The following is a 25,665-nucleotide window of genomic DNA, read 5'->3' as shown; positions in this document are numbered from 1 at the left end:
GATTAGCTGAGGCACGAAGCGTGATCTGACGATTGGCTGTTACCAATGAAATTGAAATGCCGCCTGTAGGTCAGATTAGCTGAGAAGCTCGTTATGTAGGTTGCGCCCGTAGGTCAGATTAGCCGAGGCACGAGGCGTGATCTGACGGTTGAATATGAACTTGCAATGAACGATATGATTTTGTTGTTCGGCAAAATACATTTGATATTTATGGAAAACACGATGAAAAAATACAAAATCGCCATTGCCGGAACCGGCTACGTTGGCTTATCAAACGCCATGTTGCTGGCACAGCACAATGACGTTATTGCTGTCGATATTGTTCCTGAAAAAGTCGCCATGCTTAACAACAAGCAGTCACCTATTGTTGATACGGAAATCGAAGACTTCTTGGCAAACAAAACACTGAACTTTACCGCGACGTTAGATAAGCAAGCAGCTTATAAAGACGCAGAGTTCGTCATTATTGCCACACCGACAGATTACGACCCAAGTACGAATTACTTCAATACCAAGTCGGTCGAAAGCGTCATTCAAGATGTATTGGCGATTAACCCCCATGCTGTCATGGTGATTAAATCCACCGTACCAGTGGGTTACACCAAAAGTGTGAATGAAAAATTCAACACGTCGAATATTTTCTTTTCACCTGAATTTCTACGGGAAGGCAAAGCCCTTCATGACAACTTGTATCCATCTCGTATCATTGTTGGTGAGCGCTCACACAGAGCTGAAGTATTTGCATGTCTGCTTAAACAAGGTGCAATAAAAGACGATATCGAAATACTCTTTACCGACAGCACAGAAGCCGAAGCCGTTAAGCTGTTTTCTAACACCTATTTGGCCCTTCGTGTTGCCTATTTCAACGAGCTAGACACCTACTGTGAATCTCACGGCCTAGACACCAAGCAAATCATCGATGGGGTGTCATTAGACCCGCGCATTGGCAACCACTACAACAACCCAAGCTTTGGTTACGGTGGTTACTGCCTGCCAAAAGACACCAAACAGTTATTGGCAAACTACCAAGATGTGCCTAACAACCTTATTCGTGCGATTGTCGATTCCAATTCAACCCGTAAAGACTTTATCGCCGACTCAGTGATTAAGCGCAACCCTAAAGTGGTTGGGATTTACCGACTGGTGATGAAAACAGGCAGTGATAACTTTAGAGCCTCTGCCATTCAGGGGATCATGAAACGCATCAAGGCCAAAGGCATTGAAGTGGTCATCTACGAACCAGTGTTAGAGGAAAGCGAATTTTTCCACTCTAAAGTCATAAAAGATCTAGCAGAATTTAAAAATGTAGCAGACGTGATCATCGCCAACAGACAAGACAAAGTGCTGAGTGATGTGGCCGATAAAGTGTATACGCGTGATTTGTTTGGGAATGATTAGATTTTGGCGATCACGCATAGAATTAAATTATTTAATTGCTTTTAATTACGAAAAAATGGAAATGAAACAATGAAAAAAAAAGCGCTTATCACCGGTGTAACCGGTCAAGACGGTTCTTACCTAGCCGAGTTTTTGCTAGCAAAAGGCTATGAAGTACATGGTATTAAACGTCGTGCTTCTTCTTTTAATACGCAGCGTGTGGATCATATTTTTCAAGATCCGCATGTTGATAATGCCAATTTTATTCTACATTACGGTGATTTAACGGACTCTTCTAATCTCACGCGCATTTTGCAAGAAGTGAAGCCAGATGAAGTGTACAACCTAGGCGCGCAATCTCACGTGGCGGTGTCGTTTGAATCCCCTGAATACACGGCGGATGTGGATGCCATGGGCACACTGCGTTTGTTGGAAGCGATTCGTTTGCTGGGATTGGAAAAAACCACCAAGTTCTATCAAGCGTCTACGTCTGAGCTTTACGGTTTTGTGCAAGAAACCCCACAAAAAGAAACCACGCCATTTTATCCTCGCTCTCCATACGCCGTGGCGAAAATGTACGCTTATTGGATCGTGGTGAACTACCGTGAGTCTTACGGCATGTTCGCCTGTAACGGTATTTTGTTTAACCATGAATCGCCACGTCGTGGTGAGACCTTTGTGACACGTAAGATTACCCGTGGTTTGGCGAACATTTCTCAAGGTTTAGAGAAGTGCTTGTACATGGGCAACATGGATGCGCTGCGTGACTGGGGCCATGCGAAAGATTATGTGCGTATGCAGTGGATGATGTTGCAACAAGATCAACCAGAAGACTTTGTGATTGCAACGGGGGTGCAATATTCCGTGCGTCAGTTTATTGAATGGTCAGCGAAAGAGTTGGGTGTAACCTTAACATTCGAAGGCCAAGGCGTGGATGAAAAAGGGATTGTTACGGCAATCGAAGGCAACAAAGCGCCAGCCTTAAAAGTCGGCGATGTGGTAGTACAGATCGACCCACGTTATTTCCGTCCTGCCGAAGTTGAAACCCTATTGGGCGACCCAAGTAAAGCGAAGCAGAAACTTGGTTGGACACCGGAAATCACAGTGCAGGAAATGTGTTCTGAAATGGTTTCAGAAGATCTAAAAGTAGCACAACGTCATGCGCTACTAAAGTTACACGGACATGATTTACCAATTTCTCAAGAGTAAATAAGATGAAGATTTTGTTAACAGGGGCGCGGGGTATGGTGGGGCAAAATATTTTGTCCCTAGCCGCCGAGTATGAACATGAGTTTTTGTTCCCCAGTAGTGCCCAGCTTAATCTTTTGGATAGTAACGCTGTTCATGATTATATCAGCACACATAAACCTGATATGGTAATCCATGCTGCGGGGATTGTGGGTGGGATTCAAGCCAATATGGCTCAGCCAGTGAAATTTTTGGTTGAGAATATGCAGATGGGGTTAAATATTCTAACGACTTCAAATGCGTGTGGTGTGAGTCAATTTCTGAATTTAAGCAGTTCTTGCATGTATCCGCGAGATGCACACAACCCCTTATCAGAAGAGTTGATTTTGAAGGGCGAGTTAGAGCCGACAAATGAAGGCTATGCGCTTGCGAAAGTCACCAGTACTCGTTTGTGCGAATACATCAGCAAAGAAAACCCAAGCCAAGTGTATAAAACGATTATTCCGTGTAACTTGTACGGGCGCTTTGATAAATTTGATCCTAATCATTCTCATATGATTCCAGCGGTGATTCGAAAAATACACGAAGCGAAAAAAGCCAATCTGGAAGAGATTGATATCTGGGGAGACGGTGAGGCGCGTCGTGAGTTCATGTACGCAGAGGATCTTGCTAAGTTTGTCTTCTATGCGATAGATCATTTTAAAGAGATGCCACAAAACCTGAACGTTGGTTTGGGAACAGACTACACGATTAATGAGTATTACCAAGCGGTTGCGAGTGTCATAGGTTACACAGGGCGTTTCAAACATGACTTGAGCAAACCTGTCGGCATGAGACAAAAGCTTATCGATGACACAAAACTCAAGGCGTTTGGCTGGTCTCACAGCACCAGCTTAGAAGCGGGTATCGAAAAAACATATCAATTTTATTTAAACGAGTACGGTAATGACTAATTATTCTTTAGCGAGTAGCACTTGGGATCAACATGAATACGCTGCGATTCAGAGAGTTATTGAATCTGATATGTTTACTATGGGTAAAGAAGTCGCGCAGTACGAAAAAGACTTTGCTGCCTTCTTTGGCGCTCAATATGCGCTTATGGTGAGTTCCGGCTCGACCGCCAATTTGCTGATGATCGCAGCGTTATTTTTTACGAAGAATGCTAAGTATAAATTGAAGCGCGGTGATGAAGTTATTGTCCCTGCGGTTTCTTGGTCGACAACGTATTTTCCGTTACAGCAGTACGGATTAAAAGTGAAGTTTGTGGACATTGATCGTAAAACGTTAAACATGGATCTAGACAAACTGGAAGCGGCAATAACCGATAACACGAGAGCAATCTTGTCTGTCAATTTGTTGGGTAATCCAAACGATTTTGCTCGAATGAATGAGATTATCGCTGGTCGCGATATTTTTGTTTTAGAAGATAACTGTGAATCGATGGGCGCCACCTTAAATGGTAAGCAAGCCGGCACCTTTGGTATGATGGGTACCTTTAGTTCGTTCTTTTCGCACCATATAGCGACGATGGAAGGCGGCTGCGTGGTGACAGACGACGAAGAACTTTATCACATCTTGTTGTGTATTCGTGCTCATGGCTGGACTCGTAACTTACCGAAGTTTAATAAGGTAACGGGCGAGAAAAGCGATGATGCGTTTGAAGAGTCGTTTAAATTTGTATTGCCTGGGTACAATGTTAGACCACTAGAAATGAGTGGTGCTTTGGGTATCGAACAGCTGAAGAAGTTACCAAACTTTATTGAAACACGTCGTGATAATGCAAAACTCTTTCAGTCATTGTTTGCGGATCATCCGTTTATTGACATTCAAAAAGAAACGGGTGCAAGTAGTTGGTTTGGTTTTTCATTGATACTGAAAGAGAATGCGCCGTATAGCCGAGCAGAGTTAGTGAAAAAACTCGTGGAAAACGGTATAGAGTGCCGGCCAATCGTCACAGGAAACTTCTTAAAAAACAAAGAAGTGTTGGAGTTTTTTGATTATGAGGTAGCCGGAACACTAGAGGGTGCAGAATACCTTGATGAGAATGGGCTGTTTGTGGGTAATCATCAGAATGATATTGAAGCAGAAATAAAACTGTTAGCGAAAGTTTTATTATAATGTATTTGAAAAAAGAAGATTTTAGAGGTCTTGTGCAGCATGGTGTATTGTTTTCAATAGACCTAGTTGTACTGGATCCTCAAAATCGAATATTAGTGGGTGAACGCATTAACCGCCCGGCACAAGGTTATTGGTTTGTGCCGGGCGGAAGAATGTATAAGAACGAAGCCCTGATGAAAGTATTTGAACGTATTTATTTGATGAGCTGAGTTAAATTGAATTCTTTAATTTGATTGTAATGTATTAATTTTTTTAAAATAATTTTTTGTATAGAATATGGTTTTCAATTGTATATAGAATAAAAGCTGTGGTGCCAATAGTTACTTTTATTAAGCCAAGTAAAACGCGGCTTTTGGTAAATTATATTGATTATTAAATATAATTAGTATTTCATCGTGTTGAGGGTTGAGAATATTTGATGGTTAGTATAACGATTATAATGCCAAATTTTAATGGCGAGAGATTTCTTGCTAAAGCAATAGAAAGCTTTTTGAAATCTGATTACCCTCTAAAACAATTAGTAATCGTTGATGGTAGGTCTGAAGATTCTTCCCATGAAATTATTCAGGGTTATGTTTCTAATTATGATTCAATTTCTTGGGTTAAAAATATCGATAAAGGATTGTCTAGTGCCATAAATATTGGTCTAGAGCATGCAAATGGAGATGTTATTGGTTATCTTGGAAGTGATGATTTTTTAAACGATCAAACATTGCAATTGGTATCAAAATATAAAGAGTTAATTGACTATGATGCTATTTACTTCGATTCATATACTTATTATTGGCGTGAAAATAAATGTTTATATAGGTCATGCCCAAATGTTAATTTTGATAAAAAAAATCTGATTAGATATGGGACTATTGTTGGATTGCAGAATATATTTTTCTCGCGGAGAGTTTATGAGAAATATAATTTTAATATATTAAATAAATACAGCATGGATTATGAATTTTATTTAGATATTATTGATGCATATGGAAGTTTTTTACATGTAAAACATCCTGCCACGGTCAATATTTTTTTAGAAAACATTTCTTCAAATTTAGAGCGTGAACAGACAGATGAGGCTCTTTATGTTTTGAAAAATCATTTAAGTGTAAGGGATATTATGTATTTCCCTATAAAAAGGTGGTTGATGCATGAAATTAGGTGTTTTTTAAAACCTAAAAAAAATAATTGAAATATATTTTTCATTCCATTAAAAAGGTTTTTCTTTTGAATAAAGATTTTCTAATAGTTTTATTTGGGCGTTTGACTGTCGCTTTTTGCAGTCTTCTATCATTAAGAATAATGACTACAGTCCTAACACCAGAAAATTACGGTGAATTATCATTGCTGCTTTCTATCCAAGGTTTCTGTGGTTTGTTATTAGTTAATCCCATTGGTCAGTATATTAATATCAATACTCATCGATGGTATGATGAAAAAACTCTATTTTGTAGAATTCGTGTTTACCGTTGCTACCTTATTATTGTAGCAAGTACTGGTAGCTTATTGGTAATTGTTTCGTTGTTTGATACGGTCTCTAATTTGATTTTTGCATGTTTATCTCTTTTTTTGATTGTTCTAATGGGGAGTTGGAACATCACATTTATGGATTTATTAAATATGTTGGGTGATCGTAGGTCGGCTATATTATGGTCCATTGTTACAGTTTGTTCAGGTACAAGCTTTTCGACTGTTTTTGTTGTTATTGATTCAAATGCAACTAACTGGCTATTTGGTCAGGGAATTGGAATGGCTGTTGGTGCTTTGGGTGCGAAGTATTCTTTGAGGAGTTTTCGCTCAAAAAAATTAGAAAATAAAAATATTATTTTAATTAGTCGTAGTGAGGTTTTAAGTTATTGTTTTCCTCTAGCATTAGCTACGGGGCTAATGTGGTTGTCTCAAGGTGGGTACCGTTTCGTTATTGAGCATTTTTGGGGACTCTCTGCGTTAGCTTATTTTGCTATTGCTCTCCAAGTATCAACTGCTATATGGGCAATAATTCAATCTATTATTATGCAATTTTTATATCCTTATTTCTATAGGTCTGTCAGTGAAGGTGCTACTGAGGAGACTATTAAGAATTCTTACTCTGATCTTTTAAATCTATTGATACCAATTTATATTTTAGCCGCTGCTTTTTTTATTGTTGCAGCACCTTATTTATTAGTGCTGCTAATAGATGAGAAGTATCATTCAGCATTAGTTTTTCTGATTTTAGGTGCTGTCATTCAGTTTTTTAATGTAGTTTCAAATGTTTTTAGTAACGCTGCTCATGTTAGACGAAAAACCAGTTCACTAATATTGCCTTATGTTGTCAGTGCAGTACTTACAATATCTGGAATTTCGGTTTTAGGTATCTTAAATTATCCAATTACGTACGCAGCCCATATGTTAGTGTTTTCTAGTGCAAGTATGTTATTGATAATGGCATTTACTATGAATCATATAATTGCATATCAATTAAAACTACAGAGATTGCTTATAATGACATTTGTTTTTATTATAATAGTGTTTATTGGTTCATTTATGCCAAAAAAACTTGATTTAATACATTCAGTTTTAGCGTTGATGTCATTGTCATTGACTGCATTATTTTTATTGATGATTTTTTTAATTAAAGATTCATCACTAAAGCGTTTGATTTCGAACAAGCTAGTGAAGGACGATTTGTTATTATGATCATTACTAAGTTGATAGGTGGGCTCGGTAACCAAATGTTTCAATATTCTGTGGGGCGTTCTTTGTCACTACAATTGAATATGCCTTTATATTTGGATATTAAGGCGTTTGATAATTATGAGCTTCATCAAGGATTTGAGTTGAATCGATTTTTTTCTCTGGATGCTAAAATAGCTAATAATAGTGATTTGTTTTCTGTTTTGGGATTTCAATCGCCAAAATTAGTTAGAGATTTAATTCACAAAAGTAGTCTTACATGTTTTAAAAATAAGAGTTGGATTAAGGAGCCTAGTTTTTCTTATTGGGATGGGATTAAAGATTTGAATAAAGGGGTGTATCTTGACGGTTACTGGCAAAGTGATCTCTATTTTAAAGGCTATGAAGATGTAATTCGTTCAGATTTTCAATTCCAGGGAATGTTAGATACTGTTAACTCTTTATTAAAGCAGCATATAGAGTCTTGCAATTCAATAAGTTTGCATATTAGACGAGGTGATTACTTATCAAATCCTAACTCAGCTAATATACATGGTGTTTGTCCACTAAGTTATTATGAAAATGCAATCTCCTACATGAATGAAAAAGTTGATTCTCCAGTTTATTTTGTTTTCTCAGATGACCCTGAATGGGTTAAGGATAATTTAAAATTTTCAAATAGCTCTATTTTTTATCTCGAAAATAATAAAGGTGAAAATAGTTATAAAGACATGTGGTTGATGAGTTTGTGCGACCATAATATTATAGCCAATAGTACATTCAGTTGGTGGGGAGCTTGGTTGAATGCCAACTCTGACAAGATTGTTATAAGCCCGTCTAAATGGTTTCAGTCTCCTGAATTACAAGAGCTAACTGCTGATTTATATTGTTCAGGATGGATTAAGTTTTGAAAAAGCCTTTGATTTCAGTTGTAATGTCTGTTTATAACGGTGAAAAATATCTGGCAAGTGCCATTGAGAGTATTTTAACTCAAACAATTGATGATTTTGAATTTATTATTGTAAATGACGGTTCCAATGATTCATCATTAAGTATTATAAATGCTTATGCTGTTGTTGATTGTCGGATAAAACTTATTACACGAAGTAACAAGGGGTTAATTAATAGTCTTAATGAAGGTTTATCCATTTCATCAGGAGTATACATTGCTAGAATGGATGCTGATGATATATCTATAAGAAATCGTTTCGAAAAACAAATTGAGTTTTTAGAAAGTAACCCTGAAGTTGGTGTTTGTGGTAGTTGGGTTGAAGTATTTGGTGAAGATGTAAAATCTAAAGTCTGGAAAATGCCATTAGAAAACAGTGTTTTAAAGGCTGGTCTCATTTTTTCTGTTCCTTTTGCTCACCCTACCGTTATGATGAGAAAAAGTATCATTGATTTACATGGATTGAAGTATGATTTAAATTATAAAGACGCAGAGGATTATAAGTTCTGGTTGGATTTTTCTAAATATACACTGTTTTTAAATGTTCCTATGGTTCTTTTGAAGTATAGATATCACCAAGAAAGTATTTCTCGACAGGCAGACAAAAAGAAAAATCAAGACCGTTTTCAAACTATATCAAAAATTCAAACTGAAGCATTATTAAGAATAGGGGTTGAGCTTACTGATGATGAAAGAAAAATCTTATTCATAATGTCGCTTAACGAGCGAATTCTACAAAATGAAATTGATATCTATGCTATTAAGCGTCTTTTTGCTAAGATTACTGATTTATATCTTTATAATGAAGATTATACTTCACATGATCTTGAAAAAATACTTGCAAGAAAATATTTTATCTATCAGGTTTTATCTGTAAAGCGTGATAGAACTATGAGAAGATTGAATTTTTTTGATGCATTTTTTTTGAAAGGTGGTTTTCAAATGATAAAGGAAAAATTAAATTTACTTGTTCCTTAAAGCTGCTTTAATATGTTTTTATCACTTAATGATAATAAATTATATTCTAATTTTGTAAGAGAGTTAATTTGCGCTGTTATTTAATAGTGATTGTTAATTTTTTCATTAATTATTTATGTTGATAAAAATTAATTTTAGAAAAAATATGGTTAATCTTGTTGATTTTAAAATTTTTTTCGTGTGTAGGTGTCAATTTATTTTTACATTTTTATTAATGTTAAATATCATTTTTGATATTTTTACATAGTTGTTGTTATTAATTATTCTTGACTTTAATATTTTAAAGAGAGTCTATAGACTTGTTAAATATATTACACATAATTACGGCACCGTGTGGCGGTGGAGCAGAAGTTTTAGTGCGAGAGCTGGTTTCACGCATGAATGACAGTGATGTTCAGTCGTCGGCGCTTTATTTTAATATAAATTCACCCTGCGCCAAAAACCTTACATTAGAGCCTAATGAATTTAGTTTAAATGTCGGTTTTAGGGATCCAAAAGCCATTCTTTTGCTGCGTGATTTTATTAAAAAGCAGCTTGAGATGCATGATAATTTAATCGTGCACGTTCATTTAATATGGCCCATGTTGTTTGTTTCTCTTGCGGTAATAGGATTGCCCGTAAAACTGGTCTATACGGAGCATGCGACGTCAAATAGTCGCCGAAAATACCCGCTCCTTAGGTACATCGAAAGGTTGTTTTATCGCCGATTTGAAAGAGTGGTTTGTATTTCCATGGGCACGAAAGTGGCGCTTGACCAGTGGCTGGGAAGTAAACTAGCACCAAAGAATGAAGTGATTTTTAATGGTTCAAGATTGTATTCCGTAAAAGCAAGAAGCTGCCCTAACAATATCGTTAATTTTATTTCTATTGGCTCCCTTGTTGGGCATAAAGGTTTTGATCGCACCATTAGGTCACTTGCTAAATGGCGCAATAAGGACTGGCAATATCTCATCGTCGGTGAGGGGGCAGAACGGCACAATTTAGAAACCCTTATTGCAACGTTTGAGTTATCTGACAAGATAAAATTAATTGGATGGTCCGATCAAATTGAGCACCATTTACATACTGCCGACATGCAATTAGTTCCGTCACATTACGAAGGCTTTGGTTTGGCCGCAGTAGAGGGTATGTCGACTGGTTTGCCGATCATCGCCGCCAACGTAAGTGGGCTCAATGAGGTGCTGGCGAAGGCTAGTCAAGCCGGTTTTTTAGTGGATAATCCAGACAGTGATTGCGAGTGGCTTCATGCGATTGAATTAGGCTTAAAGGCTTTGCAGCAGAATACACAACAAGTCGCCCACGATGCGAGAAGCAATGCTGAACAATTCAGTCTAGACATAATGACTCGAAATTATAAAAAACTGTATCAGTTTTTGAGTTCAAATAATGAAAATTAAATTGAAATACACTGTTAATAAAATTTGGTTTTCTTATTTTGTCATCAAATTTTTTTACATGTTGTTTGCCCTCTTTGTGTATTCAAAGCTCACTACTCTGGGAGACACATATCGTTATATTGAGGGTATCAATGCCTTTGCGCTAACATTATGGCGTGACTCTACCGCCTTAATGGACACGTTGGCCTATTCCTTTTCACTATTTTTAGGTCCTGTTCTTGCGAATATTCCATTTTTAATGCTTTCTATAATTGGTGTGTATTATCCTGTAAGTCGTTTAAATTTAGCAAAAAATCAATTGATTTCTTTGTTGGTATTATTGTCTCTACCAAGCTTTGGTGTTTGGACATCGATTATATCTAAAGAGGCTGTTGGGGTTTTTTTCCTTGGTGTTATCCTCGGATTTTTTATTGATTATATTAAAAGAAAGCCTAATAAACGATATTTTTTACTTGCTGTTTGCGTTTATCTCTGTGCTCTTTTTAAACCACAGTATTTGGCTGCTATTGCGGCACTCTTTATTTTTGTTTTTATCTCACGAAAGTTTTCTCTTCGTGGATTCGGAAAAACAGTGCTCTTGATTCTATTTTTTGTATTTTCTTTTTTTGCTCTTTATCTTTTTAGAAATGAGATAAATGAATTAAGCTTTATCATACCTCTACATTTTAGTCTGGATGCAGGCTCTACTCGAGAAAACACTATTTGGGTGAATGATTTTGATGTGTTTCGAAATGCCCCCTATGGTATGTTTATCGCCTTCTTTGGGCCTACCGTATCAGAAGCCTTGTCTAAACCCACGCATTTATTGGTTTTTATTGAAAGTGCTATTATTATAGGGATATTTTTATTTGCGCTGTTGCAATTATTGATGGTTACTATTAATACAGGACGTTTAAATGTTTTTTTTGTCGGTGTGTTCTTAACCGCTAGTCTGTGGATACTCTTTGTGCATTATCCTTTTGGTGCTTTAAACCCTGGTTCTGCTATTCGTTATCGCGAAAATTTTTACGCTTTTTTGGTTATTTTGTTTTATTTTTGCTATATCGAAGTTAAGCAAAACTATTTTCACTATCGTCTCGAAAAGTACCAGCATAGGCATTCACCGAAAAAACTTATAAAGGGTTAATGAGTATCATGTTATTTTATGATTTCGAGATATATAGTATTAAAAAAAAATTTTATCCAAAAGAGGTTTCTATCGATGTGCGGTGTAGCGGGTTTTATTAGTAAGCGTTTATCGCCGTTCGACTGTTTAACTTCCATGGTCGAAAGTATTATGCATCGTGGGCCGAATGATAGTGGTCTATGGGTTGATGATGATTTTGGTGTCTGTTTAGCGCACGCACGCTTATCAATACAGGATTTAAGTTCAGCTGGGCATCAGCCGATGCATTCTAAATCTGAGCGTTATGTTATGATTTTTAATGGTGAAATATACAATCATTTAACATTGCGTGAAGAACTGATTGAGATTGCATCAGGTGACTGGAACGGCCATTCAGATACCGAAACCTTGTTGGCCTGTTTTGAGGTGTGGGGAATAGAACAGACCATACAAAAGTGTGTTGGTATGTTTGCTATCGTCCTATGGGATAAAGTGCTTAAACAGTTGATCTTGATTCGGGATAGATTTGGTGAGAAGCCTCTTTATTACGGGTGGCAGCGCGATACTTTTCTGTTTGCTTCTGAGTTAAAAGCGCTTAAAGCTCATCCCAGTTTTGAAGGCAGCATTAATCGTCAGGCGCTATCGCATTTTTTTCGTTTGAATTACATACCAACGCCCTTATCCATTTATGAAGGTATCTTCAAGTTAGAGCCGGGTGTTATTGCTGTCTTTTCTCACGAGGGGCAGTTGGTTTCTAAACAAACATTTTGGGATGCCAGTCATGCTGTTCCACTGCAAAATTTTTCCGATCATGATGCTATTGATAAATTAGATGGCTTAATTAGGCAGTCTATTCAAGATCAAGCATTGTCGGATGTTCCGCTTGGGGCTTTTTTATCCGGAGGGGTTGATTCGTCGACTGTGGTGGGTATTTTACAATCCATCTCTACTCGTCCGGTCAAAACCTTTACGATCGGGTTTGACCACGCGGATTTTAATGAAGCGAGTGAGGCCGCAGACGTTGCGAAACACTTAGGAACGGATCATATCGAGTTAATTGTCAGCGCAGAAGATGCTCTAGCAATTATTAACCAGTTACCTATTATGTACGATGAACCTTTTGCAGACGCCTCTCAAGTGCCTACGTTTCTGGTTTCGCAGCTGGCTAAAAAAGAGGTCACTGTATGTCTGTCTGGCGATGGCGGTGACGAACTGTTTTGTGGTTATAATCGCTATCACTACACCGCTAAAGTTTGGTCGCATCTAAAAAAAATCCCCTTTCCAATCAGAAAAATACTCTCCGTATTTTTGTTAACGCTTTCGCCCTCTTCTTGGGATGTTCTAAGTAGAGCATTAGGTTTAAGTACCAGATTACCAAATTTAGGCAACAAAATTCAGAAAGGGGCTCAAGCCTTACTGGCCAGAGATATTGAAGACCTTTATACACGGGTGGTCTCCAATTGGGATCTAGATGAGCCTTTGGTTAAAAATACCGTGATTGAGAAATTGCCATTTTTGTCTGGTTTGGCAGAACTGACACATCTCAATGATTTAGAAAAAATGATGTTATGGGATAAACAATCTTACCTAATGGACGATGTTTTAGTGAAAACAGATCGTGCAACGATGGCGTGCTCATTAGAAGGACGGGTTCCCTTGTTAGACCACCGCATTGCTGAGTTTGCGGCCAGTTTGCCGATGCATCTGAAATATCGAGAGGGGAAGGGTAAGTGGCTTTTACGAGAAGTACTGTATCGTTATGTACCTAAAAAATTAATTGAAAGGCCAAAAAAAGGGTTTAGTTTACCCATCGCTGAATGGTTGAGAGGACCGCTAAAAGATTGGGCGAATGATTTGCTGGATTCTGAACGTATTGATAAAGAAGGCTTTTTGTCGTCTGAATTGGTTCAAAAGAAATGGCGTGAACATTTAGCAGGTAAACGAGACTGGTCGTCGCAGTTGTGGAGCGTTTTAATGTTCCAATTATGGCTTGAGAAAAACAAATGAATAAAATGGTTTTTGTGGTTAATAATGCCGCTTACTTTGTGTCGCATCGCCTGCCGATTGGCTTAGCACTGCTTGCTAAAGGTGTGGAGGTGCATGTCATCGCGCCGGGTGAGTGTCCTGTTGCACTTTCTGAGGCTGGTTTTACGTATCATTCTGTGGAAATGTCGCGTAAGGGGATGAATCCTCTTGCTGAACTTTCTACGGTTTTTGCACTGCGCCGTCTTTTTAAACAAATACAGCCTGATCTTGTGCATTTGGTCACTATTAAGCCTTATCTCTATGGAGGTATTGCTGCGCGTTTGGCGGGCGTCACGGCTGTGGTTTCGGCGGTAGCGGGTTTGGGGATTTTGTTTTCTGGTCAAGGTTTCAAAAATAAAATATTACGCTCTATTCTTTATCCGCTATATCGCATGGCTTTTACGCACAAAAATCAAGTTGCTATTTTTCAGAACCCTAATGATCGTGATTTATTAGTTGATTGGGGCGTTTTGAAGCGGGAAAAAGCGACCCTCATACGGGGAGCTGGTGTTGATTTAAAGCATTATCCTTATTTGCCTGAACCCGTTGGCGTACCTGTTATTTCATTTGCTGCTAGATTATTAAAGGATAAGGGCGTTCAGGAGTTTGTGGAAGCCTCCCGGATACTAAAACAGCGTAATATTGATGCACGTTTTTGTTTAATTGGCGATCCTGATCCTGGCAATAACAATACCGTAACACAAGAGCAGCTTGATCAATGGCAAGCGGCAGGACTAGTGGAGTGCCTTGGCTATCGAACGGACATAGCCGATCTTTTTTCTCAATCTAACATAGTCTCCTTACCTTCTTTCTATGGCGAAGGCTTACCAAAGGTACTGATTGAGGCCGCAGCATGTGGTCGCGCTGTAGTCACTACCGATCATCCTGGTTGCCGAGATGCTATCGAGCCAGATACTGGTATTTTAGTACCTGTGCGTGATGCTGAATCTTTAGCTAACGCTTTTCAAAATTTAATAGATAATCCAAATAAAAGAAAAAATATGGGCAGTGCCGCTAGGTTGTTGGCTGAGCGCGAATTTTCGATTGAAAAAGTTATTGAGTTACATATGGATATATACAAAGACCTAATTTTTATAAATTGATCGTGTTATTAGTTTTTTTATTGATATTTCTTCATCTAAGTGAAAAAAAACTATCTATCAGCTTGATTATGCAGTGGATAAATAACATTTCGAAATACTCGTACATCTACTTTGATGCTAAGATCGCATCTACAGCACTATCGCTTAATTTAATGGATTTAAAGTAGGTTTTTGTGACAGAAAAAGACATCCTCCGCTATCAATCAGTTCGTGTGTTGTTGGCCTACCGCCTAGTAGACCTTTGCGTACCATTTTTAATGTTGTCGTTTGTGCATTTTTTATTAAGCTACGAGTCTTGGCATGAGCCCTACACATGGCTAGGGGGTATGGCTGGTTTGCTCTTCATGGTGTTTACTCAGCTCTTGGGAGGGTATAGTCGTTTTGTAGAGCGTTCCATCGCGAAAAAAATTGAGATTGTTTTTAAGACTTGGGCTTTTAATGTGCTGTTGTTGATGTTCATTGCCTATCTTAATGCCGCTGTGCTTGGTTTGGCTCGTTCCGTGATATTGGTATGGGTTGTGCTGACGCCCTTCGTTATTCTGTTTATTAAAGTACTGATTAATTATAAAAGCCGTTCAACACAGAAGGGTCGTACTGAAATTTTAATGTTGGGCGATGGTTATCACTTCAATGAATTCGAACTGGCCCAGCTAAAACGTCATAATGTTCAACTCCATACGATTAAGGATTATGACGAAACAGTATTGCGTGACAAGGTTGATGCCTTGTATCCTGATTTTTTGGTCATTAATTTGGACAGAAAAGCCGAACATAAGTTGATAAAGCAGCTTACACATCTTGACTTGAAAGGGGTGCAACTTCTTGCTTTACATCACTTTATGGAAAGCTTTTTGCGTAAGTGCTACATACCCTACGATTCTGCAGAGTTAAGCTACTTAGAGCGGATACGCTCTTACGATCGCATCAGCTATTTAACCAAGCGTATTGTAGATATAGTGGTATGTGTCAGCTTGGCTTTGGTCACTTGGCCAATCATGCTGTGTGCTGTATACAAGATTAAGAAGCAATCTCCTGGTGCTATCTTGTTTAAGCAGTCACGAGTGGGCTTAAATGGTAAGAATTTTCAGGCAATTAAGTTTCGTAGTATGCATGAGAACTCCGTCTTTAACCCCTATACCCAAGAAGAAGATCCTAGGATTTTCCCGTTCGGCAATGTAATGCGACGTACTCGTATCGATGAACTGCCGCAACTGTGGAATGTGTTTGTTGGGGATATGCATTTATTTGGCCCCCGCACAGAGTGGGATATTTTGGTGGAAGGTTATGAGAAAGACATTCCTTATTACCATGAACGCCACTTAGTACGTCCCGGTATTTCTGGTTGGGCGCAAGTCTTGTATCCCTATGGTGCGAACACAGAAGATGCTCGTCAAAAGCTCATGTACGATTTGTACTATATTAAGCATTGGAGTATTTGGTTAGAAATTGAAACGCTTATTCGTACCGTGTTGGTGGTGTTGGGACGAAAAGGCTTGTAATTTTGTCGATCTTTGTATTGAGGGCTCAAGAAAAGCTCAGCAAGAAATAGAAAGTGATTCGAACGTCGTGTTATTAAGAAAAATAGATTGAATTTACAGGTATTGTGCATATGAAAGAGATTTTTTTAGAGTTGCTTGGGTTCTTTTTTTCAAAGAAAACAAGGATCGTTTTAATTCCCTTCTTGTTGGTTTTATTGATTTTTTCAGTTTTCTTTGTATTATCAGGTAATGCGACGTGGGCACCGTTTGTTTACGCGATATTTTAATTTTAATTTTGTTGTTTGCTGGATAAAGAATGAAGCCGCTCTCTCTTATTAAGAATATTGCTTTTGCGTCATTAGGTGTTTTTTTTGCTGTCCTTGTAGGGGAGGGCGTTGTTCGTTTGGCGACGTTAAACCAAGAAAATTACATTATTGAAATGTGGCGTTATGCTAAGGAGTTAAAAGAAGAAAGTTCAGATTCGCGAATAGGTCACCAGCATGTACCCAATCGTTCAGCTCAGTTGCAAAATGTGTCCATTGCTATCAATGAATATGGCATGAGAGGACCACAGCCAGATTTTTCTGCTACGCATAGAGTTGCCGTGGTGGGCGATTCTGTGGCTTTGGGTTGGGGTGTATCTGATGAGCAAAATTTACGCGGTCAACTTTCCCAGAAACTACCGGCTGGCTATGATGTGGTTAATTCCGGTGTGGGTAATATGAATGTCGAGCAAGCTGTTCGTATGTGGCAGAGCTTACGTTCTAGTGTCCCGGCCGATATTGTTGTTGTGCTGGTCACGCCAAGGGCTACGGCTCAGGTGGTGACGGAAAAGCCTAGTTGGTTGGTAGAAAATAGCCAGTTATTTGCCCTAATGATGACCTTTGTTAATCAGCTTAATAGTGGTGAATATGGTGAAGAGGCATTAGTAAAGGGCTATCAGGATCAATGGCGTAGCCCAGAAGGAAATGAAACTCTTGATAATGCGTTTGCCATCTTAAAAGACATTGCGGTGCAGGACAGTGCCGAGATTATTGTGGTATCTATACCTGAGATGCACGATCTAAATACTTATCAGTTTGCTTTTATGGGAGACGCCGCACGTGAAATGGCAAGCAAATATGGCTTAGAGTATATTGATCCCTTGCCTTTTTTAAAAGGGCCAGATACACAAGCCTTTTGGGTCTCTAGCCGAGATATCCATTTGAATGGCAAAGCGTTTGAGATTATCTCTGATTTGGTGGTGGAAAAAATTAGTGAGAAAGCAGATGAGTAATGTGATCGACTCTGAGGTTAAGCCAACTCGCATTAAGTTATTGTCTTTGTGCGCTGGTTTATTAATATTTAGCACTATTATTAGTTTGGCTACGGGCACTCTGTGGCCTTGGCTGTTGCCTCTTGCGTTAGTGCTGTTTGTGTTTGCTGCTTTTGCGCCTCTAAGATTGATGTTTGTGATCAGAGGGATGGATTATTTTCACCTGCGCTTTAGAAAGGTATTGATGTGGTGTTTGTTCCATTTTTTTGTGGTTCCCTCATGTTGGCTTTTGAGGCTAGTTAGGCCATCTATCATTGCGTTAGAAATCAATAAAAAAACAGTGTCTTACTGGGGGGAGGCTGAAAAAAAGACGTTTACAGTGGATGATTTTACTAAGCAGTATTAAGTACTAGAAGGGCGTTTTTGTGTCTTATATTTTAGGTATCTCGGCCTATTACCATGATAGTGCCGCCGCTTTGTTGCATAATGGTGGTGTTGTATCCGCTGCCCAAGAAGAGCGTTTTTCAAGAATAAAAAACGATGAATCCTTCCCCGTTAATGCGGTTCAATGGTTGTTAAAAGATAACCAGATCACGATGGCAGACATTGACTATGTTATTTTTTACGAAAAGCCATTTAATAAATTTGAGCGCATTATTGAAACCTGCATTCGTTTTTCGCCTAAAGGCTATTCTCTTTTCAAAGAAGCCATTCCGCTTTGGTTAAAAGATAAACTTTTCCAGAAAGTCGATTTAAAGAAGGCGTTGTGCGCTTTGCCAGATGGCGATAAATGGAATAACGTGTTGCTGTTTTCCGATCATCATCTGTCTCATTCTGCGGCGGCTTTTTATCCTTCTCCTTTTGAATCGGCTGCCATCATTACTATTGATGGGGTGGGAGAGTGGGCCACAACAACGATTTCTGTCGGCAGAAAGAACGCTATTGAGCATCTGAAAGAGCTAAAATTTCCACATTCATTTGGCATGCTTTATTCCGCCATTACGGCTTTTTTAGGGTTTAAAGTGAACTCTGGCGAATATAAAGTCATGGGTTTGGCACCTTATGGTCAACCTATCTATGCCGATTTAATAAAAACTCAGCTGATTGATATAAAAGACGATGGTAGCTTTAGATTGAATATGCGCTACTTTCGTTTCGCCACTGAGCTAACCATGTTTGGCCCTGAAATGGCGCAGTTGTTTGGAACGCCTGCTCGTTCACCAGAAGGCTCGCTTGAGCAAGTGCATATGGATATTGCCGCGTCTTTGCAGCTTGTTATTGATGAACTTTTTATTAAGTTGGCGTGCTATGCTCGTCAGCTGACGGGAGAAGTGAATTTATGCTTTGCGGGAGGTGTGGCGCTCAATTGTGTCGCAACAGGTAAGGTACAAAAAAGTGGTATTTTTGACGCTGTGTGGATCCAGCCTGCTGCAGGTGATGCCGGCAGTGCGCTTGGTGCTGCTCAGGTTTGCTGGCATGTGTTTCTTAATAATGATCGTGTTCCTCTTGCTCATTATAATCCGTATTTAGGACCAGATATTGTTCAGCAAGATGCGGTGGCCTTTCTTGACTCTGTTGGTGCGAGGTACCGTGTATTGTCTGATGATGCGTTGTACGATACCGTTTCAACGTCATTGGCTGAAGGTCACATCGTGGCTTGGGTACAAGGGCGTGCTGAGTTTAGTCCTCGTGCGCTTTGTAACCGTTCTATTCTAGCTGATCCGCGTGGTGTTGATCTTAAGCGCGATCTGAACCTCAAAATTAAGTTTCGCGAGTCATTTCGTCCTTTTGCTCCTGTTATTCTAGAGGAGGATGCGAGTGCTTGGTTTGATAGCCCGACTTCGTCGCCTTTTATGAATTTTATTTGCACTGCACGGGACGGTGTGAAAGAAAAGATTCCATCGGTCATTCATCTAGATAACACGGCACGCTTACAAACTGTATCCGCATTAAATAATGCTCGATTTTATCCCTTATTGAGCCGTTTTAAGGCTAAAACAGCTTGCCCTGTGTTGGTGAATACCAGTTTAAATGTGCGCGGTGAGCCCATGGTGTTGTCTCCTGAAGATGCGTTCAACTGCTTTATGAATACTGGTATTGATCTGCTTGTTATCGGAAATGTTCTTTTGAATAAAACCGATCAAGATAGTCCAATATACTCAAAAAATAACTATACTTTAGATTAGACATACCTACTATGTACTTTCAATTACCAAGTTTTTTGCTTTTTCTTCTCGTTGCGCTTTTTATCATAAAGGTTTCTAAGCCTTCGTTTCGTATTTTTGCTTTAATTTTACTTAGTATTGTTTTCTATTCTTACTGGGATGTTGGTTATTTTTTCATTTTAATTTTTTATATTGTACTTGGGGTGGTGGCCTGTCATTTATTAGCGCGGAATAGGCGATATCTACCTTTTTTGATTATTTTCTCATTGCTTCCTTTGATTTTTTATAAATATACAGACTTTTTTTTAAGAACTATTGGGATCAGTGGGATGGGGATTGCCCTTCCTTTGGGTATATCTTTTATTACCTTTAGTTTAATCAGTATGATGGTGGACTTTTCTCGCTCCTCTGTTAAAAAGATTAATCATTCTGATATTGGTTTGTATATTTCCTTTTTTCCTCACTTGATTGCTGGGCCAATATTACGTACTAGAGAAGTAGTGCCTCAGTTTAAGTCTATCCATGTTTCGTGGTGGAACTTTGTTTATAACCTTCCTTTGTTTGCGGTTGGGATGGTGAAAAAGGTGTTAATCGCAGACCCAATAGGTGGGTACATAGCGCCAGTCTTTAGTGATCCACTGAGTCATGGTTTTTGGGATCTGTTTATTTCGTCACTTGGTTTTTCTATTCAGATCTATTGTGATTTCAGTGCTTATTCTGATATGGCCATTGCTATTGCGGGTATGTTTGGCGTTTGCTTCCCTGAAAATTTTCGCTCGCCTTATTTGTCCTTTTCACTTTCTGAAATGTGGAAGCGTTGGCACATGACGCTTAGCTTTTGGCTAAGAGACTATTTATTTGTGCCCCTTGTGCGTTACTTTGGTAAGGGGTTAGTGTATTTGCCGATATTGATCACTATGTTAGTTTCTGGTCTTTGGCATGGTGCAAACTGGAACTTCATTATATGGGGTGGCTTGCAAGGCATTATTATGGTGATTGATAACTATATAGGCTTTGGTAAGTTTGTTAAAAAATACGCGTATACTAAAGTGTTTTTTATTGTCATTAACTTTTTCGTTTGGTCGTTTTTAGCTATTTTGTTTCGCAGCGCGTCTGCGTCTTCGGCATGGGACTACTATCAGTCTATGTTGTCTTTTAATATAGAGGCTTTTTCTCCAGACAATATGTTTGTGCTGCTTCTTGTATTGATTACTTTGAGTGTACATTATTTTGATAATGTTAATTTTATTCGTGAGCAAGCGGCTAAAGTTCCAGCTTTACTGTCTGTGCCCGTTTTAATCTCAGTAATCGTTGGTTGCTCTTTAGTGGCTGCACAGCATCCTGAAAGCTTTTATTATTTTGACTTTTGATGATTATGAAAAAAATTAAATACACTTTTGCTATTGTGACTCTTCTCGGTTGCATAGTTTTGTTTTTTGATGGTTTTGGTGACTTTGCTTTGTATGCTAGGCATAAAATCGCTCAGTTTAATAAGGATAGTGTCTTTCTTGATCATTTGCCTGACAATACAGATCGAGCAATTTATGATAGAAATTTTTCTGACTCACAGAAGTTAACATTTTATAATGCGCCATTTTTGGATCGTATTATTGAGCCAGGAGAGTATGGTATCTACAAAATTGATGATTACGGTCATCGAGTTTTTCCTGCCGATACATCCATTTCTCAGGTCCAGCAAAAAACGATGCTGCTATTAGGATCGTCACAGAGCTTTGGTTATCATATTGAAGCTAAAGATGCTTTATCTACGCAGATGCAGGGTTTACTGCCTGATTATAAAATCGATAACTATTCCATGTTGGGTATTAATTTAGACGGTAATTTTGTTGATTGGTATAGAATGTCAGCTATAGAAAAGAAACGTTACGATTTAGTCGTTATCGTCAACGGTTTTTTTAATCACTATGTGGAATGTACTAAAAATGTTAGTCACTCTCAAATAGAAGCGGTTATAGAGAAGTATCGTTTACCCGCTTTAGTATCGATTGTTCGCTCTTTAAAAGATAAAGTTACCACTACAAACAGCCTTTGCGAGCAACCAGAATATCAAGATATAGCGGCGAAAAGAGTGGATGATCGCTGGAATCAGTTGCTTGCGTTTGGGAAAGAACAAGGTTCTAAAACGCTTATTTTTATACCGCCATCCGTATGGAGTAAAAATGCTAACGTTGAAAACTTGCAGCCACTCCTAAATGAAAAGCACAGAGCGATATATTCCGCTATTAACAATAGGATTTATTCACAAATAGACAATAGCGCGATTATCAATTTAACCCATGCTTTTGACGATGGAAGACAATACTTTCTTGATGGAAGTAGTCATTTTACACCAGAAGGTAGCGCTTTATTGGCTAGGGAAATTGCTAAGCATATACAGGATTTAGACAACAAAGCGGTAAAAGGAAATTAATTGTGCTGGTTAATATATTGGGTAATTGACTCTATAGAATCCAGTTTATTATAAAAGTCTGGGTCTGAGTTAGCCGTATTGATACCATATTCGTCTTGTAAATAAATCATTAATTCGGCAATGTCCAACGAGTCGAGTCTGCCTGATGATATAAGTGCATCATCGTCACCAATGTGGTTTGTATCGTTGTTTTTTTCTAATATCTCACGGATAAGCGCTCGAATTTCATTGTGCGTGATATTTTTCATGCTTTTTTCTCTTATTTACATTTATGTTATGTAGGTTAGGTAATTTTGCTTAAAAGGTAAAGAAAATCATGGTCATTCGAGGTGCTAGTAATGTCAGATCACGCCTCATACCTCGGCTCATTTGACCTATGGGGAGTTGGATAATGGTCGTGGCTTGGTTTATGCAGTTGCGTGTGGTTGGTTTGTATTGTGTTTTGTAGGCCGGATGAGGGAGGTACGACTGTTATCCGGCGTTGGGTTGATGGTGTTATTTGATGAGGTGGATAAGGATGTCCAGATATATTAGAAGTAAGCGTTTTGGTGGTACGTTTTTCTTTACGGTAACGTTGAAAGATCGTGGGTCTTGTGTGTTGGTTGAGCATGTAGATCTTTTACGTGAGTGTGTTCGTAAGGTTAAATCCAAGCGCCCGTTTGAGATTGTTGCGTGGATGGTTCTGCCCGATGATATGCATGTTATTTGGAAGCTACCAGCGGGCGATAATGATTTCTCGCGTCGGTGGCCGTTAATTAAAATATTGTTTACCAAGGCATTAAAAGAGAAAACCCATTATAAATCGAGTGTTTGGCAAGAGCGTTTTTGGGAGCATGAGATCAAGTCCGATGATGATTTGAAAAATCATATCCATTACTGCTATTTGAACCCCGTTAAGCATGGGTATGTTTCATCAACACGTGATTGGCCGTATTCGAGTTTTCATCGTGATGTTAAATTAGGGTTGTTTGATATTGATTGGAACGGATTGTTACACACCGAATAATTTCATCGCCGGATTGCGTTTTGTGGCTCGGCTCATCTTTCATCGCCGGATAACGCCTAGGCTCATCCGGCCTACGGTGATTGGTTTGTGTTGCCAGAGTGTGGCGGGTGTTGGGCAGTGGGCGATGGGGAAGTAGCCGAGGTTGCTGTGGATGCGTTGGGTGACGCTGTGATGCCAGTGTGGTGAGAGTTCGGGGTTGGGGCGGTCGTTTTCTAAGACGCAGCAGTGCCGTGGGGCGAGGGTGAGGTCGCGCCAGACGTTTAGGTTGCGTTGTTGGTAGTGTATTTTGCCTAGGTGTTTGGGCTCTATGGTGAGCAGTGGTTGCCAGTGGGGCGGCTGACTTTTTGCTAGGCGTGTTGCTTGGTAAGCGTGTTGTTTGGTTTGTTGTTCTATCCAGTCTATTAAGAGACGTAATGCTATGTCTCCTATGCCATCTTTGCGGTAGCCACCGCCAATGTCTGAATGCGCTCCGGCTAGCCAGATTTCGAGTGCTCTTCCATCGTGGTTGATCAATGTGGGACGAAAAGCGAGGCGTTGTTCGTCTAAAGCGGCCAGGTGTAAGGCGCGGTGCACGCCGTCTGGCAGTGTGTGTCCATGTTCAAATACCACGTCGCTTTGTGGGCGTTGGCGGGTGTCTAAGTTTGGCCAGCCTATGGAAGCGACGGTGTCGATGACGGCTTCTATGATGATAGGGCGATCAATGAGTGGGGTGATGAGCGCGGCAAAGCGTCTTGCTAAGGCCGCGCCTCGGCTAAAGCCTATTAAGACAATGTGGCGCGTAGAGCGGCTATAATGGTGTTTGAAGTCGTTTAAGGCGCGGTTTAAAATGTTGGCTACGTGGCCGGATTCAATGGCAAACGCCGCGTTGATTTTTTGTTCTAGCCAATTGCCATAAGTGCCGATGCCAGCATAATAAAAACTGCGATATGGTAAGCATGTGGGCGTGATGTCTATGTGGTTTTTAACACGGCCGCCCAACAATAAATGGGATTTTAATACATTGGATATGCTGGATATGCTGTGTTCTGGTGCGCAAGCATCATTTGGGCTATTGTCTGTGCCATCGAAATGAAAAAATAACATCGACATACATGTCTCCTTGTGGTGTTGAAAGTCATCTTCCTGATGACCGAATTGAGCATATCATGGTTTGCGTTTTTGTTTTTGGTAGTTCGTGCTTTAGCGCGTCAAGATTTTGGTTTGGTGCGATTGGGTTTTTGACGGCCTAAAGGCCGACCTGCATGTGATTTGGTGTTGTTAGGCTAAAATGTCAGATCACGCCTCGTACCTCGGCTAATCTGACCTACGGGTGATTGGGTGTTATTAGGTTTTGACGGCCTAAAGGCCGACCTACATGTGATTGGTTTTAATGGATTTTTTTGGAGTGTTGGATGTTTGTTTTGGTAACGGGCGGTGCGGGTTATATTGGTTCGCATACTTGCGTCGAGTTGATTAAGGCGGGTTTTGAGCCAGTTATTATTGATAATCTTTCGAATAGTAAAGAGGTCGTTTTAGATCGTATTGAGACGATTGCCGGTAAGCGTCCGGTGTTTATGCAAGGCGATATTCGCGATTCGGCTTTTTTAAATAGTGTATTCGAGAAATATACTTTTGCTGCGGTTATTCATTTTGCCGGTCTGAAAGCGGTTGGCGAGTCTGTTCAAAAGCCTTTTTTGTATTATGAAAATAATGTTGCTGGAACCTTGAGCCTTATCAAGGCTATGGAGTTGGCAGGGCTGCGGAATTTAATTTTTAGTTCGTCTGCGACTGTCTACGGTATGCCTGAATCTGTGCCTATTCGTGAAGATTTCCCTACTTCAACGCAAAACCCTTATGGGGCAAGTAAGTTGATGGTAGAGGGGATGTTGACTGATTTAGCGAAGGCCAATAGCGAATGGAATATTGCTACTTTACGTTACTTTAATCCGATAGGTGCTCACGAGTCTGGTCTGATTGGTGAGGATCCAAAAGGCATTCCAAATAATTTATTGCCCTTTATCAGTCAGGTAGCTGTGGGTAAATTAGCTTGTTTGAGTGTGTTTGGTGATGATTACGATACGCCAGACGGGACGGGGGTTCGTGATTATATTCATGTGGTGGATTTGGCTCGCGGCCATGTCTGTGCCTTGGAAAAAGTGCTGGCTCAGTCTGGTCATTTTGTTGTGAACCTAGGCACTGGCAACGGGTACTCTGTATTGGAAATGGTCAAAGCCTTTGAAGTGGTTTCTAATAAATCTATTAGCTATAAGATTGTGGATCGTCGTCCTGGCGATATCGCGACTTGTTATGCGGATCCTGAGTTTGCTAAGGCTTTTCTTGGTTGGCAGGCGGAGTTTGACTTGGCGCGTATGTGCGAAGATTCTTGGCGTTGGCAATCGAATAACCCAAATGGGTTTGATTTGTAGAAATAGGCAAAAGGCTTAGATTCCTTTTGGTTGGTTTTT

Annotated in this window: 24 protein-coding genes; 22 read left to right on the top strand and 2 right to left on the bottom strand. The window is 39.4% G+C overall.

Translation table 11 applies throughout. The annotated features are described in order from the left end of the window. Window positions 1–222 precede the first annotated feature (222 nt). The 20 genes from CCS02_RS21655 to CCS02_RS21565 all read left to right on the top strand — a co-directional run bounded on the left by CCS02_RS21655 (window position 223) and on the right by CCS02_RS21565 (window position 22,215). Entirely contained in the window at window positions 223–1,398 is a 1,176-nt protein-coding gene (locus CCS02_RS21655; protein WP_100637687.1) for a nucleotide sugar dehydrogenase, read from the top strand. Window positions 1,399–1,467: 69 nt separating this feature from the next. Then, window positions 1,468–2,586, top strand: a complete 1,119-nt coding sequence (gene gmd / locus CCS02_RS21650; protein WP_100637686.1) for a GDP-mannose 4,6-dehydratase — start codon at window positions 1,468–1,470, stop codon at window positions 2,584–2,586. A gap of 5 nt (window positions 2,587–2,591) precedes the next feature. Beyond that, window positions 2,592–3,518, top strand: a complete 927-nt coding sequence (locus CCS02_RS21645) for a GDP-L-fucose synthase family protein (protein WP_100637685.1) — start codon at window positions 2,592–2,594, stop codon at window positions 3,516–3,518. Then, window positions 3,511–4,683 carry a DegT/DnrJ/EryC1/StrS family aminotransferase gene (locus CCS02_RS21640; RefSeq protein ID WP_100637684.1) on the top strand — a complete coding sequence of 391 codons (1,173 nt, stop codon included), beginning with the start codon at window positions 3,511–3,513 and terminating at the stop codon, window positions 4,681–4,683. Before CCS02_RS21645 ends, CCS02_RS21640 begins: the two co-directional genes overlap by 8 nt. 32 nt (window positions 4,684–4,715) lie before the next feature. Next, complete coding sequence (locus CCS02_RS21635; RefSeq protein WP_198515438.1) at window positions 4,716–4,892, top strand: NUDIX domain-containing protein; 177 nt, start codon at window positions 4,716–4,718, stop codon at window positions 4,890–4,892. A gap of 230 nt (window positions 4,893–5,122) precedes the next feature. Then, complete coding sequence (locus CCS02_RS21630; RefSeq protein ID WP_157808022.1) at window positions 5,123–5,866, top strand: glycosyltransferase; 744 nt, start codon at window positions 5,123–5,125, stop codon at window positions 5,864–5,866. Window positions 5,867–5,901: 35 nt separating this feature from the next. Then, window positions 5,902–7,353 (top strand): lipopolysaccharide biosynthesis protein, encoded by a 1,452-nt coding sequence (locus CCS02_RS21625; RefSeq protein ID WP_157808021.1) that lies wholly within the window; start codon window positions 5,902–5,904, stop codon window positions 7,351–7,353. Then, window positions 7,350–8,240, top strand: coding sequence for an alpha-1,2-fucosyltransferase (locus CCS02_RS21620; RefSeq protein ID WP_100637681.1), 891 nt, complete (start codon window positions 7,350–7,352; stop codon window positions 8,238–8,240). Before CCS02_RS21625 ends, CCS02_RS21620 begins: the two co-directional genes overlap by 4 nt. After that, window positions 8,237–9,256: a glycosyltransferase gene (locus CCS02_RS21615; RefSeq protein WP_100637680.1), complete on the top strand. Its 1,020-nt coding sequence runs from the start codon at window positions 8,237–8,239 to the stop codon at window positions 9,254–9,256. Before CCS02_RS21620 ends, CCS02_RS21615 begins: the two co-directional genes overlap by 4 nt. Window positions 9,257–9,555: 299 nt before the next feature. Continuing rightward, complete coding sequence (locus CCS02_RS21610) at window positions 9,556–10,653, top strand: glycosyltransferase (RefSeq protein WP_269800440.1); 1,098 nt, start codon at window positions 9,556–9,558, stop codon at window positions 10,651–10,653. Beyond that, on the top strand, window positions 10,643–11,779 hold the full coding sequence (locus CCS02_RS21605) for a glycosyltransferase family 39 protein (RefSeq protein WP_100637678.1): 1,137 nt from the start codon (window positions 10,643–10,645) through the stop codon (window positions 11,777–11,779). Before CCS02_RS21610 ends, CCS02_RS21605 begins: the two co-directional genes overlap by 11 nt. Before the next feature lie 75 nt (window positions 11,780–11,854). Then, on the top strand, window positions 11,855–13,765 hold the full coding sequence (gene asnB, locus CCS02_RS21600) for an asparagine synthase (glutamine-hydrolyzing) (protein ID WP_100637677.1): 1,911 nt from the start codon (window positions 11,855–11,857) through the stop codon (window positions 13,763–13,765). Continuing rightward, window positions 13,762–14,886, top strand: coding sequence for a glycosyltransferase family 4 protein (locus CCS02_RS21595; protein ID WP_100637676.1), 1,125 nt, complete (start codon window positions 13,762–13,764; stop codon window positions 14,884–14,886). The genes asnB and CCS02_RS21595 overlap by 4 nt, the downstream gene beginning before the upstream one ends. A gap of 173 nt (window positions 14,887–15,059) precedes the next feature. Then, window positions 15,060–16,385: an exopolysaccharide biosynthesis polyprenyl glycosylphosphotransferase gene (locus tag CCS02_RS21590; RefSeq protein ID WP_100637675.1), complete on the top strand. Its 1,326-nt coding sequence runs from the start codon at window positions 15,060–15,062 to the stop codon at window positions 16,383–16,385. Window positions 16,386–16,495: 110 nt separating this feature from the next. Beyond that, the gene (locus tag CCS02_RS22585) at window positions 16,496–16,651 is read left to right on the top strand and encodes a DUF5989 family protein (RefSeq protein ID WP_369920488.1); all 156 of its coding nucleotides are present in this window, start codon (window positions 16,496–16,498) and stop codon (window positions 16,649–16,651) included. Window positions 16,652–16,680: 29 nt separating this feature from the next. Next, entirely contained in the window at window positions 16,681–17,640 is a 960-nt protein-coding gene (locus CCS02_RS21585) for an SGNH/GDSL hydrolase family protein (RefSeq protein ID WP_100637674.1), read from the top strand. Next, on the top strand, window positions 17,633–18,025 hold the full coding sequence (locus CCS02_RS21580; RefSeq protein WP_100637673.1) for a hypothetical protein: 393 nt from the start codon (window positions 17,633–17,635) through the stop codon (window positions 18,023–18,025). The genes CCS02_RS21585 and CCS02_RS21580 overlap by 8 nt, the downstream gene beginning before the upstream one ends. Window positions 18,026–18,044: 19 nt before the next feature. Further along, window positions 18,045–19,805, top strand: coding sequence for a carbamoyltransferase family protein (locus tag CCS02_RS21575; RefSeq protein WP_100637672.1), 1,761 nt, complete (start codon window positions 18,045–18,047; stop codon window positions 19,803–19,805). 308 nt (window positions 19,806–20,113) lie between these two features. Further along, complete coding sequence (locus tag CCS02_RS21570; RefSeq protein ID WP_157808020.1) at window positions 20,114–21,154, top strand: MBOAT family O-acyltransferase; 1,041 nt, start codon at window positions 20,114–20,116, stop codon at window positions 21,152–21,154. Window positions 21,155–21,159: 5 nt separating this feature from the next. Next, window positions 21,160–22,215, top strand: a complete 1,056-nt coding sequence (locus CCS02_RS21565) for a hypothetical protein (protein WP_157808019.1) — start codon at window positions 21,160–21,162, stop codon at window positions 22,213–22,215. Here the strand turns inward: CCS02_RS21565 and CCS02_RS21560 are convergent. Beyond that, window positions 22,212–22,463: an acyl carrier protein gene (locus CCS02_RS21560; protein WP_100637669.1), complete on the bottom strand. Its 252-nt coding sequence runs from the start codon at window positions 22,461–22,463 to the stop codon at window positions 22,212–22,214. The two genes, CCS02_RS21565 and CCS02_RS21560, sit on opposite strands and share 4 nt — an antisense overlap. A gap of 269 nt (window positions 22,464–22,732) precedes the next feature. On the opposite strand from CCS02_RS21560, the gene CCS02_RS21555 reads away from it, so the two are divergent. Further along, window positions 22,733–23,221 (top strand): REP-associated tyrosine transposase, encoded by a 489-nt coding sequence (locus CCS02_RS21555; RefSeq protein ID WP_100637668.1) that lies wholly within the window; start codon window positions 22,733–22,735, stop codon window positions 23,219–23,221. 39 nt (window positions 23,222–23,260) lie between these two features. On the opposite strand, the gene CCS02_RS21550 is transcribed toward CCS02_RS21555, so the two are convergent. Next, window positions 23,261–24,310 carry a phospholipase effector Tle1 domain-containing protein gene (locus CCS02_RS21550; RefSeq protein ID WP_100637667.1) on the bottom strand — a complete coding sequence of 350 codons (1,050 nt, stop codon included), beginning with the start codon at window positions 24,308–24,310 and terminating at the stop codon, window positions 23,261–23,263. A gap of 302 nt (window positions 24,311–24,612) precedes the next feature. Here CCS02_RS21550 and galE point away from each other — a divergent pair, with 302 nt between their 5' ends. After that, on the top strand, window positions 24,613–25,626 hold the full coding sequence (gene galE, locus CCS02_RS21545; protein WP_100637666.1) for a UDP-glucose 4-epimerase GalE: 1,014 nt from the start codon (window positions 24,613–24,615) through the stop codon (window positions 25,624–25,626). Window positions 25,627–25,665: the final 39 nt, after the last annotated feature.

This window comes from Marinomonas sp. ef1 (assembly GCF_002806845.1).
Taxonomy (GTDB): Bacteria; Pseudomonadota; Gammaproteobacteria; order Pseudomonadales; family Marinomonadaceae; genus Marinomonas; species Marinomonas polaris.
Note: the sequence above shows the minus strand (reverse complement) of the source record. Positions and strands in the feature narration are given on the sequence as shown.